Here is a 16,527-nt window from a genome sequence, read left to right on the forward strand (position 1 = left end):
AATGCTCCTACGCCGAGCTGTCGCGGGTGGCCGGGGTCTCGACGAGCTTGGCGGCGATGGAACTGCTGATGAAGCCGGGAATGGTGGGGGCGAAGAGTCCGAGGTAGGTATCGATCCATTCGTGGCGGGAATCGAGGAAGGGGAAGTCGGTGGGAACCATGTTGCGCACGGCGAGGCTGGGCAGGGGCGCATCGAGTGCGGGGAACCTCGGATTGTGCAGCCCGGCGGCGGTGCAGCCCGGATAGAATTGGCCGAGCATCAGCCCTTTGTCGACGAACCGGGTTTTCTGCTCGTCTTGGACAGCGTCGAGGTCGGCGTATTCGGTGAGGTCGGGGAAGATCGCGAGGATGGCTTTGTGTTTGTTGTCGGGTTCGCGCTGGGGTGGCATGACCGGGAACAGGTCGTTCAGATCGTCGACGATTGCGGCGATGGACTGAGGGCTGATGTGGCGGCCTTCGACGAATGAGACCCAGAGGTTTTGTTGTGCGATGGTGCGGCCGATATAGGGGCATACGGGGCCGGGTCGGCCGAGGTCACGATGGGTTCGGCAGAGATGTTCGCGAATCCATCGGCGCATTTCGGCGGCGCGGGGATGTTCGGCGCCGAGGATTGCCGGATCGGTGGAGAACAGGTTGGTCGGCCGCACGCCGGAGCGCGACCCGATAATGCCGTCGGTGTTCATGATCGCCGCCTATCTGCCGAGGTGAGATCGGACTGTCGGCCGCGATGGGTAGGGATGGAATGGCAGTGCTCGGTGATGGCCAGTCCGATCTCGCGGAGTGCCTCGGGGTCGGTCATGTTCTCGTGCCGGGTGGGAATGTGGTGGTCGGTGATGTGGCCGGCAATATGGTTGCGCATCGCGGTGGTGTCGGCAGGGCCGTCGCCTTCCGGTTCGATGGCGGTGAACAGGAGCAGGTCACCGTCGAAGAGGGCGGGGCGGTGTTTCCAGGTGAGATCGACGAGCCGGGTGTAGTCGTGGTGCAGGATCGCGAGATGCTCAGGCGTCAGGACGGTGAAGAGTCCGCCCCGTCGGTGCAGTCGCTCGGTCGCGGCCTCGATCGTGAGGTCAGCGGGGTTCTGCGGGTCGTCGAGGCCGCCGAACTCGGTGAGCATGTCCATGACGGCGGGAGTGGGCGGGCGGACACTCCCGGCGGTGACGACATGGGTGTCCATCATGGCCAGGGTCGCGACTTGGGCTCCGGCGCACCGGAGTTGGACGGCGATCGCGTGGGCAATGGTGCCGCCGAGCGAGTAGCCGAGCAGGTGGTAGGGACCGCGCGGCTGAACGGACCGGATCTCCTGCACGTAGCGGGCGGCGAGTTGGTCGAGCGTGTCGAACCGCGCTGCCGGGTCGGTCAGTGTCGGGGATTGCAGCCCGTATACGGGACGTTCGGGGTCGAGATGCTGGACCAGTCCGCTGAAACCCCAGGCCAATCCGATGGCGGGGTGGATGCAGAACAGTGGTGGCCCGGTGCCCGTCGCGCGCAGCGTGAGCAGGATCGAGAGTGCCTCGCCGGGGTCCTGCTCACCGAGGCCGCGACGGCAGGCGTCGATCCGCCGGGCCAGCAATTGCGGTGTCGGGTCGGTGAATATCCACTGGACCGCGACGTCGCAACCAGTTGACGCCCGCAGTCGCGCCACCAATCGGGTAGCGGCCAGCGAGTTGCCGCCGAGGGCGAAGAAGCTGTCGTCGACGCCGGCTCGTTCGATGTCGAGGGTCTGGGTGAAGGCGGCGCAGACGGTGGCCTCGAGCGCGGTGGACGGCGGCCGGAACCTGGAGGGTCGCGGGTCGGGCGTCGGGAGGGCTTTGTAGTCGAGTTTGCCGCTGGGGGTGACCGGTATCTGTTCGAGGATGTGGATGGTGGTGGGAATCATGTGGGTGGGCAGGCAGCCCGTGAGGTGGGCGGTGAGCGCGGTCGTGTCGAGAGTGGCGCCGGGGTTGGCAACGACGTAGCCGACGAGTTGGTCGTTGGATCGGGTGTCGATGATGACGGCGGCATTGGCGATATCGCGATGGCTACGCAGCGCGGTTTCGATATCGCCGGGTTCGACGCGGTGACCGTGGATCGCGAGCTGTAGGTCGCTGCGGCCTTTGTACCGCAGTGTCCGTTCAGCGGTCCAGGTGACCAGGTCGCCGGTGCGGTACATCCGGGTACCGGCCGGGCCGTGCAGATCGGGGACGAATCGGGCGGCGGTGGTTACGGGCTGCTTGTGGTACCCGCGAGCCAGGCCCGGTCCGGACAGGTAGAGCTCGCCGACCACCCCGGGCGGGACCGGGCGCAGTCGGCGGTCGAGCACGACGGCGCGGAAGCCGCGAATCGGTTCACCGATCGTGATTTCTCGGCCGGTCATCGTCGAGCGGGCCTCGGCGCAGGCCATGATCGTGGTCTCGGTGGCCCCGTAGGTGTTGACCACCGTCCGACCCGGTGTCCAGTGGGCCGCCAGGTCTGGTGGACATGTCTCACCGCCGAGGACGACGGTCTCGACGGTGTCGAGTCCGTCAGGGCGCATCGACGCGAGCACTGTGGGGGTGAGGGCGATGTGGGTGACGCGTTCGGTGGCGATCAGCTCCGCCAGTTCGGTGCCCGCGACTATCGGTGGCGGGGCGAGGACAAGCGTGGCTCCGGCGGCAGCGGCGCTGAGCCATTCGAGGATCGAAACGTCGAACGTCGGGGAGGCGGCGGCCAGCACCCGAGATGTCGGAGTGAGTCCGAATCGTTGCCTGGTCTCGGTGGCCAGCTCCGCTATCCCGGTGTGCGTGACGACAACGCCTTTGGGAGTTCCGGTGGAGCCGGAGGTGTAGATGAGGTAGGCCGGGTGTTGTGGCTGTAAGTGGGTTGTGCGTTCGTCGGCGGTGATCGGTTCGGTGTCGCGTGTGGTGTCGTCGAGATCGTCCACTGTCCACCAGTTGATGTCATCGGGCAGTGTCGCGCGCGCGGCTGTCGCGGCGAGTCCGATGGCGGCGCCGGAGTCGGTGAGCGTGTGGCTGATGCGTTCGGCGGGGTGGGTCGGGTCGAGGGTGAGGAACGCTGCCCCGGTCTTGGCTGTCGCCCATATCGCGATCACGAGGTCAGCGGACCGTGGAATACCAATCGCGACAACGACTTCCGGCCCCGCCCCGAGATCGATCAGGGCCCTGGCCAGCCGGTTGGATCGCACATCGAGTTCCCGGTAGGTCAGGTGTCGGCTCTCGAACACGACTGCGGTGGCATCGGGGTTCTGGGCGGCCGCCGCGGTCAGCAGATCGGCCAGTACGACAGGCGTTGTCGCGGGTTCTCCCGCGTAGGTCATCAGCTCGGTTCGTTCGGCCGGTTCCAGTATTTCGATGGCGCCGACCGGCGCTGCCGGGTCGCTGGTGACCGCTTCGAGTATCCGTATCCATCGGTGTATGAACGACTCGATCGTCGTGGCGTCGAACAGTTCTGTGGCGTAGGTGAAAGACGCTGTCACACCGGTGTGCTCGTTGTTGTCCGACAGTACGAGCTGAAGATCGAAACGCGATACCTCGTCGGGAAGATCCGCCACGACCGACACGTCGAGACCCGGCAGTTCCAAGGTCACCTGATCGAGGTTCTGGAATACCAGCATCACCTGGAACAGCGGGTGGCGGGACGGGGATCGTTCAGGTGCCAGTACGTCCACCAGTTGCTCGAATGGCACATCGGCGTTGGCGAAGGCATCCAGGTCGACTCGTTCGACACGGTCGAGCAGGTCGGTGAACGACTCACCGAGGTCGATCTCGGTCCGCAGCACCAGCGTATTGACGAACATGCCGACGACATTGTCGAGCGCGGCCTCTCCGCGGCCGGCGATGGGCGTACCGATCGCGATATCGCCGACGCCACACAACCGGGCCAACAGCACCGCCAGCGTGCTGTGGAAGACCATGAACAACGACGAACCACATTGGCGTGCAAGCATTTCCAGATCCCGTACCAGCTCCGGATGCAGTGTGTGGTCGATGGTGGCGCCTCGATGGGATGCCGCTGCGGGCCGGGGCCTGTCGGTCGGCAGGCGCAGTTCCTCGTCCAAGCCGTCCAGGGTTTCGGTCCAGTATCGGATCTGTTCGGCGGATAGTGATTCCGGATCCTCGGGCGAGCCGAGAGTGGCTTGTTGCCACAGCGCGTAGTCGGCATATTGGACCGGTAGTGGTATCCACGACGGGGCTTGTCCGTGAACCCGGGCGGTGTAGGCCGTGGTGATGTCGCGGGCCAGTGGTGTCATCGAAAAGCCGTCTGCGGCAATGTGGTGCACCACGACGGCCAGGACGTATTCGGGTGTCTCGCCGGTGTCGGCGCGGAATAATCGAGCACGCACCGGCACCTGAGCGCTCACATCGAAACCCCGAGTGACCAGCTCGGTTATCGTCGTGGCCAACCGGCTTCGCGGAACCGGCATCGGGGTGAGCTCGAGATCTACCTCATCGACGGGTTCGATCAGCTGGATCAGCATCCCGTCGTGTTCGGGATACCTGGTTCGCAGGGACTCGTGCCTGTCCAGCACGTCGACGATGGCCGCTCGGAGCGCCTCGATGTTCAATTCGCCGCGTATCCGGATCGCGATCGGCACGTTGTAGGCGCCTGAGTCCGTGTCGTATTGGTTGAGGAACCACATGCGCTGTTGTGCGGGTGCAAGGGGCACAAGGTGTGGGCGTGGTCCGGCGACCACTGCGCGATGGTGTCGTCCCGTACCGGCGTGCCCTTCGAGTCGCGCTGCCAGTGCTGCGACCGTTGATGCTTCGAACAGCAGTCGCGCCGGGACCTCGGTATCCACGATCGCTGCGAGTCGGGCGGCGATCCTGGTCGCGATCAGGCTGTTGCCGCCGAGAGCGAAAAAGGAATCCTCGGCGCCGACGCGGTCCACACCCAGTACCTCGGCGAACAAGTCGGCGATCGTGTGCTCGAGCGGGGTTCCGGGTGCGCGGAACACGGCATTGTCGGTGAACACCGGATCCGGCAATGCCGCACGATCCAGCTTGCCCACCGGTGTCAACGGGACATGATCGAGGACCATGATCGCGGAGGGAACCATATTGGAGGGCAATCGACCGGCGACGTGCTCGGTCAACGCCGCGGTATCGATCGAATGACCCGGCGCGGCAACAACATAAGAAACCAGCGAATCGGTCTCGGAACCGTTGCGGTGGCCGATGGTGGTGGCGAAACCGACGGTCTCGTGCGCGGCGAGCGTGGCATCGATCTCGCCGAGCTCGATACGCAGCCCACGAATCTTCACTTGGCAATCGGACCGTCCGAGATGCTGGATCACTCCGTCGGGCGTGCACCGGACCACGTCCCCGGTGCGATACATTCGCTCGGCGGGCATCCAGGGGCACGCGACGAAACGCCCTGCTGTCAGACCGGCCCGACGATGGTAACCACGGGCCAGCACAGGACCCGCGGTATACAACTCCCCCGCCACACCCACCGGGACCGGGTTGAGCCGCTGATCCAGCACCCACTGCGAGACACCGCGAATCGGGCCACCGATCGTCACCGGCTCCCCCGCCACCAATGGGGCGGTCAGCGTCGCGACGACGGTGGCCTCGGTAGCCCCGTACTCGTTGAACATCTCGCGGCCGCCGCACCAGCGCTCGACCAACTCGGGGCCGATGACCTCGCCACCGACCACGAGGTATCGCAAATCCGTCAGCGGCCATCGGGTGTGGTCGATGGTGGACAACGCCGAAGGCGTGATGAGGAGATGGCTGATGCGCTCGCGGTCGAGCAGTTCGCCGAGTTCGTCACCGCCGTAGGTATCGCTGGGTGCGATCACCATGGTCGCACCCAGCGCCGACAACAACTCCGCTACCGAAACGTCGAAGCTGGGCGATGCCAAATGCAGAGCGCGCGAACCGGATTCGATGCGCAGCGCGTCCCGGTGCGCGGCGGCGAGGTTGGCGAGTCCGGAATGGGTCACGGTAACGCCTTTGGGCACGCCGGTGGTGCCGGAGGTGTAGATAAGGTAGGCCGGGTGTTGTGGGCGCAGTGGGGCCATGCGTTCGGGGTCGGTGATCGACGCGGTGGATGCCGATGCTGCCGTAGCGATGTGGGCGGGGTCGTCGAGGACCAGCCACATGGTTGTGCCCTGAAGTCGGCAGCGGTGTGCCTCGAGTGTCAGTCCGATGGTGGCGCCGGAGTCGGTGAGCGTGTGGGTGATGCGTTCGGTGGGGTGGGTCGGGTCGAGGGGAAGGAATGCTGCTCCGGATTTGGCGGTCGCCCATATCGCGAGCACCAAGTCGATGGAGCGCGGTAGTGCTATGGCCACCAATGATTCCGGTCCTGCACCGAGGTGGATCAGGACGCGGGCGAGCTGGTTGGATCGTTGGTCGAGTTCTCGGTAGGTCAGGTGCTGGTCGGCGAACACGATGGCGGTGGCGTCGGGGTTCTGGATAACCGCGGCAGTCAGCAGATCGGCCAGTACGACCGGTGGTGTTGCGAGTGTTTCCGGGCGGAGTAGCAGGGCGGTTCGTTCGGCGGGTTCCAGTATTTCGATGGCGCCGACGGGTGTTGTCGGGTCGGCGCTGACCGCTTCGAGTATCCGGATCCATCGGCGGATGAACGATTCGATCGTCGCGGTATCGAACAGGTCGGTGGCGTAGGTGAAAGCTGCTGTCATGCCGGTGTTCTCATGGTTGTCCGACAGCACGATCTGCAGGTCGAAAGGGGATACTTCGCCGGGAAGGTCGACTATGGACGCGTCGAGATCCGGTAGGTCGAGTTTCGCTCGAGCCAGGTTCTGGAATACCAGCATCACTTGGAACAGTGGGTGGCGGGATCGGGATCGTTCAGGAGCCAGTGTCGTCACCAATTGTTCGAACGGGACATCCGCGTTGGCGAAGGCATCGAGGTCGATCTGCCGGACGCGATCGAGCAGGTCGGTGAACGACTCGCCGAGGTCGATTTCGGTCCGCAGCACCAGCGTATTGACGAACATGCCGACCGCATCGTCGAGCGCGGCCGCGCCACGTCCGGCGATGGGCGTGCCGATCGCGATATCGCCGGTGCGGCTCAGTCGAGCGAACAGCACCGCCAGCGTGCTGTGGACGACCATGAACAGCGACGAGTTACCTTGGTAAGCAACCCTTTCCAGTGCCTGGAGCAGGTCCGAATCCACCGCGTAGCTTGTGGTGGCACCTCGATGGGATGCCGTTGGGGGGCGCGGTCTGTCGGTCGGCAGGCACAGTTCCCCGGCCATGCCGTCCAGGGTTTCGGTCCAGTATCGGATCTGTTCGGTGGATAGCGATTCCGGATCCTCGGGTGAGCCGAGAATGGTTCGCTGCCATAGTGCGTAGTCCGCGTATTGGATCGGCAGCGGTATCCATGACGGGGCTTTTCCGCGGCTGCGGGCGGAGTAGGCGGTGGTGATGTCGCGGACCAGTGGTGTCATCGAAAAGCCGTCAGCGGCAATGTGATGCACGACGACGGCCAGCACGTGGTCCGGTGCCTCGCTGGTGTCGACGCGGAACAATCGAATGCGTACCGGCACCCGAGTTGTCACGTCGACGCGCTGAGCGCTGAACTCGGTGACCGCCGTGGTGACCTTGTTCGCGTGAACCGGTGTCGGGGTCAGCTCGAGGTCTACCTTGTCGGCGGGCTCGATCAGTTGGACGAGCGCCCCGTCACGTTCGGGGTATCGGGTTCGCAGGGATTCGTGTCGGCACAGCACGTCGACGATGGCTGATCGCAGGGCCTCGATGTTCAACTCGCCACGGATGCGGATCGCGATCGGCACGTTGTAAGCCGCCGAGTCCGTGTCGTATTGGTTGAGGAACCACATTCGCTGCTGCGCGGGTGCCAGGGGGACGAACTCCGGGCGCGGCCCGGCGACCAATGGTGGACGGAGTCGTCCTGTTCCGGTGTCCTCCGCGAGTCGCGCTGCCAGTGCCGCGACCGTTGATGCGTCGAACATCAGTCGTACCGGAACCTCGGTGCCGAGCATCGCGCCGAGGCGAGCGGCGATCCGGGTCGCGACCAGACTGTTGCCACCGAGAGCGAAAACCGAATCGTCGGCACCGACGCGTTCCACACCCAGTACCTCGGCGAACACGTCGGCGATCATGTGCTCGAACGGCGTTGCGGGCGATCGGAATACGGTGTTGTCGGTGAACACCGGATCCGGTAACGCCGCGTGATCCAGCTTGCCCACCGGGGTGAGTGGAATGCGGTCCAGGACAACCACCGCGCCAGGCACCATGTAGGAGGGCAGCGAGTCGCGCACCAGCGCAACCAGTTCCCCGGACGCTACGGGTGATGTCACCGAGACGTAGGACACGAGCCTGGGCCCGACAGTGTTATCGCGATGGACCACGGTGCGAGCGAAGGTGACCGATGGGTGGGTGAGCAGCGTCGCGTCGATCTCGCGTACTTCGACGCGGTAGCCGCGAACCTGCACCTGATCATCGACCCGGCCGAGGAACCGCAGCCTACGGTGCGCATCCAGGCATACCAGGTCACCGGTGCGATACATCCGCACACCCTGCGCACCGGGGAGGGCATAGGGATCGGCGACGAACCGGCTCGCGCTCAGCGACGGTCGGCCGTGGTACCCACGCGCCACCCCGGGCCCGGCCAGATACAGCTCACCGGGTACCCCGACCGGAACCGGGTGCAGCCGGCTATCGAGCACCAGCATCTGCATGCCGCGCACCGCGCTGCCGATACTCACCTGCTCACCCGCGCGCATCGGAGCGCTCACCGTGGCCGCGACGGTCGTTTCGGTCGGACCGTAGGCGTTGAACACCGCACGGCTCGAACTCGCCCACGCGGCAACGAGTTCCGGCCCGCACTCGTCGCCACCGACCGCGATCACGCCGAGGTTGTCAAGCCCGGCCGGGTCGAGTGTCGCCAGCGCCGCCGGGGTGATGAAGGCGCAGTCCACCTGTTCCACGGACAGCAGCCGGGTCAGCTCGACACCGCCGTAGACGTCGTCGGGCGCGATGATCACCGTCGCACCCGACAGGAAGGCAGGCAACAACTCGAAGACCGACGCATCGAAACTGGGCGAGGAGAAGTGCAGCGATCGAGTGCCCGCACCGAGACCGAACCGCTGCGCGAGTTCGGTCCCCAGACAAGCCAATCCGCGATGGGTCACCACCACGGCCTTCGGGCGTCCCGTCGATCCCGATGTGTAGATCAGGTACGCCGGGTGGTCCAGGTGGGGGGTAGCGGTCAACTCCGCGACTCCGACCGCTGCGGCCGACACCGCGGCACACTGTTCTTCGAGGTGCGGCGAGTCGATCGGCAGCCAGTGCACCTCGGCGGGAAGCGCCTCCCGATGGCCGGTATCGGTCAGACCGATCCGGACGCTCGCGTCGGCGATCATCGCTTCGATCCGCGCGGCCGGGTACTTCGGGTCGATCGGCAGATAGGCCGCGCCGGTCTTGGCGACGGCCCAGATCGAGGTGATGGCCTCGACAGACCGCGGCAGCGCCACCGCGACCACTTGCTCGGCACCGACACCCTCGGCGATCAGCACCCGCGCCAGTCGGTTGGAGCGCTCGTCGAGTTCGCCGTAGGACAGGTCGACACCCCGGTATCGCACGGCCGTCGCAGCTCGGTCACGCTCGACCGCCGCGGTCAACAGCGCGGCCGATGTCGCGGGCGGTTCGGCCGGACCGGACACGACCGGGCACAGGTCGGCCGACTCGACCGCGTCGAGCAATGGCAGATCGCCGACCGTACGACCGGGGGTCGCGATCACCGCAGCCAGGATCGCGGTGAACCGGCGGGCTAGGGCGGCGATCGTCTGGTCGTCGAAAAGATCAGTCGCGTAGCCGAATTCCGCTCGCAGCGCGCCGGACGTTTCGGTGATGGTCAGCTGCAGATCGTATTTCGTGATACTGGTGGTGATCGCCTCGATCCTCGCGCGCAGACCCGGCAGCTCGACCGTGCTGAGATCGGGGGTCCGCTGGTACGACAGCATGACCTGGAACAGCGGATGACGTGCCGGGGAGCGTTCCGGATCGAGCTCCTCGACCACGCGCTCGAACGGGATGTCGGCATTGGCGAAGGCGTCCAGGTCGCGGTCGCGGATCTGGCCGAGCACGGTGTCGAAACCGGCGCTCGGATCGATCTCGGTGCGCAATACCACCGTGTTCACGAACATGCCGACCAGCTCGTCGACTGCTGCCTCGCCGCGGCCCGCGACCGGTGTACCGATCACGACATCGGTGGTCGCGCCCAGCCGCGCCAACAGTATTGCCAGCGCGGCGTGCGCCACCATGAACACACTCGCCCCGCTGTCGGCGGCCAGCTCAGCCATCCCGCGGCGGGTATCAGCATCGATGCCGAACGCGTACGTGCCGCCCCGATGCGAGGGCACCCTCGGGCGTGAACGGTCGGTGGGGAGATCGAGTTGTTCCGGTAGGTCGGCGAGGGTGGCGCTCCAGTAGTCGAGTTGTCGGCGCATCGGGCTGTCGGGTTCGTCTGCGCTACCGAGCGCGTCCCGTTGCCACAGCGCGTAGTCCGCGTAATGCGCCGGAAGTGGTGACCAATCGGGCGCGACCCCGCGCCGACGAGCGTCGAAGGCGGTCACCAGATCCCGGGCCAGCGGCTCGAATGACCAACCGTCGCAGGCGATGTGGTGCAACACCACCGTCAGGACATGTTCGTGCGGTTGCGTCCGGTAGAGGGCCACCCGGATCGGTGGCTCCACGGCCAGGTCGAAGCCGGCCGACGCGTCCGCCACCAGCTGTGCGTCGATATCCTCCGGCGCTACCGCGACCACTGTCAGTTCATCCGACAGCCGCGCCGCCGCGTCCTCGGCCGAGCCGATGACCTGGCTGGGGTTTGCTCCTCCGGAATCGACGAATGTGGTGCGCAGACTCTCGTGCCTGCGCACCACATCGGCGAGCGCCGCGTGCAGCACCGTCGGCTCGAGCGCACCGGTCAGCCGGATCGCCAGCGGCATGTTGTACATCGCCGAGGAGCGATCGAACCGGTTGAGAATCCACAGCCGCTGTTGCGCATACGACAGCGGCAACACCTCCGGACGCACCTGTGCCCGGACGTACGAGAGCAACGACGTCGCCCCGGGGCCATCGCCGTTGGTGGACTTCATGCCCAGCCGGGTGGCCAGGTCGGCAACGGTCGGCGCCTCGAACAGGTCACCCAGCGCGATTCCCGCTTGTGGCAGTGCGGCATTGATCCGCGCCACCGCGCGTGCAGCGACGAGCGAATCGCCACCCATATCGAAGAAGCTGTCATCGATGCCGAGCTTCGCCTCGGCGCGGCCGAGCACGTCGACGAACACCTCCAGCAGCAGGTGTTCCATTTCGGTGCGCGGGGCTCGGGCGCTGCCTTGCGTTTCGTATCGCGGCGCGGGCAGCGCATCGCGGTCGATCTTTCCGTTGGGTCCCAACGGCATCGCGTCGAGCACCACGACGGTGCGCGGAACCATGTACTCCGGCAGTGCCCGTCTCAGCGCCACCCGCACCGCACGGACATCGACCGTCTGTCCCGCAGCCGCGACCACATAGCCGACCAATTCGTCACCGCCGTGCGCGGTCTGCCTGGCCAGGCAGACCGCTTGAGTGATCGATTCGTGCGCCACCAGAGCGGACTCGATCTCGCCGAGTTCGATCCGCAGGCCGCGGACCTTCACCTGGAAGTCGGTGCGGCCCAGGTACTCCAGATTCCCGTCGCCGCGCCACCGCGCCAAGTCTCCGGTGCGGTAGAGCCGCGAGCCGGGGCCGTAGGGGTTGGCCACGAACCGGCCCGCCGTCAGCGCCGGACGGCCCAGGTAGCCGCGCGCCAACTGCACACCGGCCAAGTAGAGTTCCCCCGCCGCGCCGACCGGGACCGGCCGCAGCTCGGCATCGAGCACGTACACCGGGGTGTTCCACACCGGCGCGCCGATCGGCACCACCGTGGCATCGCCCTCGCATTCCCACGATGTGACGTCCACCGCCGCCTCGGTCGGGCCGTACAGATTGTGCAACTCCACGCCCGGATATGCCGCACGGAACAGCCGCACCGTCTCCGCGGGCAACGCCTCACCGCTGCACAGCACACGCCGCAGCGCACCCGCACGGGTCGGACGGCCTGCGACGAACACCGCCAGCATCGATGGCACGAAATGGGCCGTGGTGACGCCCTCGTGCGCGAACAATGTCCGCAGATAGGCCGGATCACGATGCCCGCCCGGTGCGGCCAGCACCAGACGCGCGCCGACCTGCAACGGCCAGAAGAACTCCCATACCGACACGTCGAACCCCGCCGGAGACTTCTGCACCACCACATCGTCGGCGCCGAGCCGATAGCGATGCTGCGTCCAGCGCAGCCGGTTGTCGATCGCGGCGTGGGTGACGGCGACGCCGTTGGGCTTTCCGGTCGAGCCGGAGGTGAAGATCAGGTAGGCGGGGTGATCCGGCCGCAGCCGAATTCGCCGATCAGCGTCGGTGATGGGTGCCGAGCTCGCCCGGCTGTCCGCGGCGCTGCGCTCGATGTGGTCTATCTCCAGCTGCCGCAGGTGCGCGGGTAGCTCCACCGGATGTCGGCGAACCGTCAGCACACAGATCGGATTCGCCGCCGCCAACACGTATTCGGTGCGTTCGGCCGGATGTTCTGGATCCACGGGCAGGTATGCGGCGCCGGTCTTCACGATCGCGTACATGCCGACGACGAGTTCCAGGCAGCGCGGGATCGCCAGCGCGACAATCGACTCCGGTCCGGCACCCGCCTCGATGAGCACCCGCGCGAGCCGATTGGACTGGACGTCCAGTTCGGCATACGTCATTCGCCTGCCGTCGAATGACAGCGCTACCGCGTCGGGCGTGCGGGCGACCTGCGCGGCGAACAGCTCCGGCAGCGTGCTGGGCACCAGGTCCACCGAGGTCGCTTGCCAGCCTGCCAGCAATTTTCGCCGCTCGGCGTCATCGGATATGGCCACTGTCGCGACCGCGTCGTCTACTCCCGCGGCGAGGAACCGAGCGAAGTAACCGAGGAAACGCCGGTGGTGTACCGCGAGGTCCTCGGCTGAGTAGCGGTCCGGATTGGCCTCGAAATCCAGTGTCAACCCGCCGTCAGGGGCGTTGTAGACATTGATGGACAGGTCTTCCACCGGACCGGTGGACAGGACGTGCACCGCTGCGACCGCCGAACCGAGCCGGAGCTCGTTGGGAAACAGCATCATGTTGATCATCGGGCCGTAGAAGCCGCGTCGACCGGCCGTCGACCCCCAATCGCGCCGAATATCCTCGTGCCGGTAGCACTGATGGGCCAGGGCGGCGCTCAGCTGTTCGCGCGCGTGCCCCACCAGCTCGAGCACCGGCTCCTCGGCATCGACGAGCACCCGCAGCGGCACCACATTGGATACGAATCCCGCCGACGTACGTAGCGCTTCGGTGGTGCGCGCCGCCACCGGCAGGCTGAACAGCACCTCGTCGCGTCCGGTGACCCCGGCCAGATACCCCGCCAACGCTGCCACCAGCAGCGCGGGCCGGGACACATCGTGGCGCTGCTTGGCCGCATCGCACAGGCCACGTGTCGCCGCATCGAGCCCCGCCGACTCGACGATGCGGTGTGCGCTCGCGGGGGCAGTCCGCGTACTGAGACCGAAGGGCACAGGCGGCACCGGGAATTGGGTCCGCCAGTAACGCTGGTCCTCGGTGAAGTGCTCGGATCGCCGGTACGCCAGCTCCCCCTCGTAGATGTCGTACAGGTCGGCCGCCATCGGCGAACCAGGTTCGATGCCTGCCAGCGCCGCGTTGTACAACTCCGCCGTGCGCGCGATCAATATGGTCGCGCCGTAGCCGTCGATGGCGATGTGGTGCATTCGGCAGTACCAGAAGATCTCCGTCTCCCCGGTACGCAGCAGCACCAGTCGAATGAGCCGATCGCGCCCGATGTCGATGGGCGTGCAGGAGTCCGTCCGCATCCATGCGTGCGCGGCTGCCTGCGGATCGTCGGCATCGCGCAAATCCAGCTGTTCGAGCTCGAACGGCGCATCCAGATCGACAACCTGTCCGGGCTGATCCCCACAGCCCGCCATTCGCAGGTGCGGACTCTGCGTCTCGGCCGCGCATCGGCGAGCGGCCCGGTCGAGCAACGCGATATCGAGTTCGCCGTGGATTTCCACATAATGCGCCACCGCCAAGGGGACTTCGGGAGCCAGACGTTGCGCGGTCCAGATATCGGCCTGCCCGGACGACAACGGGAACGGACGCGTGCTGCGAGGACTAGCGGCGCCGCTGTTGCCGATCGGAGTTGCCGATGCGTTCATCAATTACCCCTTCGGTCGAGATGCTCATATCGAAGCGGGGACATCGTGAATCAGCTCGATCACCGACGATCCAGGTTGCCTTCTCATACGAAACGTCGTCGGCTGGATCAGGCGCAGGCGCACGGCGTCGTCCTGGATCAGGTCACCTGCGATGGTTAGGCGGTCCGGACCCGCCGGGACGCGCTGATGGGCGTCCATTCCGCTGTCGCGGCACTGGATTGTGACCGGGATTATCCGCCGGTGGTTTCGACGGCGAGCCTCGGTGTCATCCGCGCGAGTATGCCCCTTGCATGGACAGATCCTCGCCGTTGGCCGTTGTATTCAGCCATGAAGCAACCTGAGGCAGAGCAGAGTCATCAGACATCGAGAACCACCTTTCCTGGCAGGTATACAGCTTCGAAGCTTCCAGGATCTCACCTCGAGCCTTTCCAGCAGGGAAATCCATGGATCGTTGTTACTCCGCAATTCATCTCCAGTACACAACGGGCTCGGGGCCGATGTGCGGACCGACACCTCCGAATCCTGCTCGCACCTGTTTTGTGCAGGCCCGCTGGAACGTCATCGGCCCGTAGTGGTCGGTCCGGTAGGGCTGGGCGGGGTCGTCGCGCCGGTGCTCGGCGCGGCCGGGTCGCCCGGCACCGCATCCGCACCGTAGAAGACCGGCAGCATGGCTTTGACCAGCACCAGTGCCGACCCCTCGCCCGCCGGCACCGTCGCGAGGTTCGTGGCCACCACGATCGTGAGGTCCGATTCAGGGTCATGGCCCATGAAGGTCATGAACCCGGGCATCTGGCCGTCGTGTCCGAACAGATGTAGACCGAATCGGACGATTCCGAGACCGTAACCAGCGACATCGGGGGTTGCCGGATCGATCGGCTGGATGCTGTCCATGCGAACTCGTTGCGTCTTCTCATCCAGCAAACCGCCGTCGACGAGTGCCCGCACATACGTGGCCATGTCATCGACCGTCGATATCGCGGCACCGGCGGTCCACGTCCACGACGGGCTCTCGTCGGTCGCGTTGCTGGGTTGCAGCGTGCCCGCAACCGCGGCGGCTTGTTCCGCGGGCGGCAGGGCGTAGGTATCGATGGTGGAGACATTGGTGCCGAACGCGTAACCCTGCGGGTGCGGATCGGGGATCGTGTGGTCCTCCGCCGCGGGCAGCGAGGTGTGCTTCAGGCCCAGCGGTTCGAAGATCCGCTTCTGGAAATTCTCGGCGGCCGACATCTTCGTGATCTTCTCGATGACAAGGCCGAGCAGGATGATGTTGGTATTGCTGTAATCGAATTTCTCCCCCGGTGCAAAATTGACCGGGTGCGAGAAGGCGATCGCGAGCAACTCCTCCGGTGTCCACACCTTGTTCGGGTCACTGTCGAGCATGGCATTGAATTCCGGGTCGAATGTGTAACTGTATAGCCCGCTTCGCATTTCGGAGAGCTGAGCGATGGTGATGCGATCCCCGTTCGGCACGCCCGGCCAATATTTGGCGATCGGGTCCTCGAGCGCGAGCTTGCCCTCCTGCACCAACTGCAGGATGACAGTCGACGTCATGGTCTTGGTGTTACTGGCGATGCGGAAGTAGTCGTCCACCGTCATGGGATCGTTCGCACCGATTACTCGGGTGCCGAATGTCTCGGTCCAGTCGCCGTCCTTCGGCGATTTGACGACCACGACCGCGCCTGGAATGACATTGTCCTTCATCAGTTGGGTAATTACCGGCCTGAGGGTGGCGGCGTACGCGGGCTCGGCCTGCGAGCCACTCGGCGTGCGCGTGGCGCTGCCGCCGGAATCCGGCGAAGTCCCGCAGCCCGCGGCGATGAACAAACCCGCGGTCGCGACGAACACTGCGATATTCGTCCGGTGTCCCATAACTCTCCGATCGGCGTTTTGCTCAGGAGGGGTCAGGTGGCGCGGTGCAACTCTAACTCCACTCCATACAAAATCGGGTAGAGCGTTGATCAGCAAACCGGGCAACTATGGCCTGGAGCATCGCGGCCTGCTCACTTCTCCCCTCGATTCCGCACCACCGGCCTCGTCGGCCGACCGACCCCACGCCGGAGGGTCCACGACGGTCGGTCGTGTATCAGCTGGCGGCCAGCTCGTCCATGCGGCAGCAGTCGCGTGCTCTGCGACGGATTTTCCCCAGTTCCACATCGTTTCGCTCCTCCCCAGAGCTCATCCGCAGGTCTCACCACGCTATCCGGCCACATCGGTAGCGCGCGAACGATTTTCGGGGCCCCGGGGGGGAGCTACACGCCCTGCGCGCACCTCGCTTTTCCGACATCCGGTCGGTCACACCAGACA

General features: G+C 65.8%; 3 protein-coding genes. All 3 read right to left on the bottom strand.

The window, feature by feature from the left end; genetic code table 11:
• Positions 1 to 7: 7 nt before the first annotated feature.
• The gene (locus ACFWPX_RS02355) at positions 8 to 682 is read right to left on the bottom strand and encodes a DUF6875 domain-containing protein (RefSeq protein ID WP_378925199.1); all 675 of its coding nucleotides are present in this window, start codon (positions 680 to 682) and stop codon (positions 8 to 10) included.
• Entirely contained in the window at positions 679 to 14,223 is a 13,545-nt protein-coding gene (locus ACFWPX_RS02360) for an amino acid adenylation domain-containing protein (RefSeq protein ID WP_378925202.1), read from the bottom strand. Before ACFWPX_RS02360 ends, ACFWPX_RS02355 begins: the two co-directional genes overlap by 4 nt.
• A gap of 558 nt (positions 14,224 to 14,781) precedes the next feature.
• The gene (locus tag ACFWPX_RS02365; RefSeq protein ID WP_378925204.1) at positions 14,782 to 16,188 is read right to left on the bottom strand and encodes a serine hydrolase domain-containing protein; all 1,407 of its coding nucleotides are present in this window, start codon (positions 16,186 to 16,188) and stop codon (positions 14,782 to 14,784) included.
• Positions 16,189 to 16,527: the final 339 nt, after the last annotated feature.

Origin of the sequence: Nocardia sp. NPDC058518 (assembly GCF_042719655.1) — a bacterium.
Classification (GTDB): Bacteria; Actinomycetota; Actinomycetes; order Mycobacteriales; family Mycobacteriaceae; genus Nocardia.

Coding starts and splice junctions, on each gene's coding strand:
- ACFWPX_RS02360 (WP_378925202.1), bottom strand. CDS start 14,223: ATGAACGCATCGGCAACTCCGATCGGCAACAGCGGCGCCGCTAGTCCT.
- ACFWPX_RS02355 (WP_378925199.1), bottom strand. CDS start 682: ATGAACACCGACGGCATTATCGGGTCGCGCTCCGGCGTGCGGCCGACC.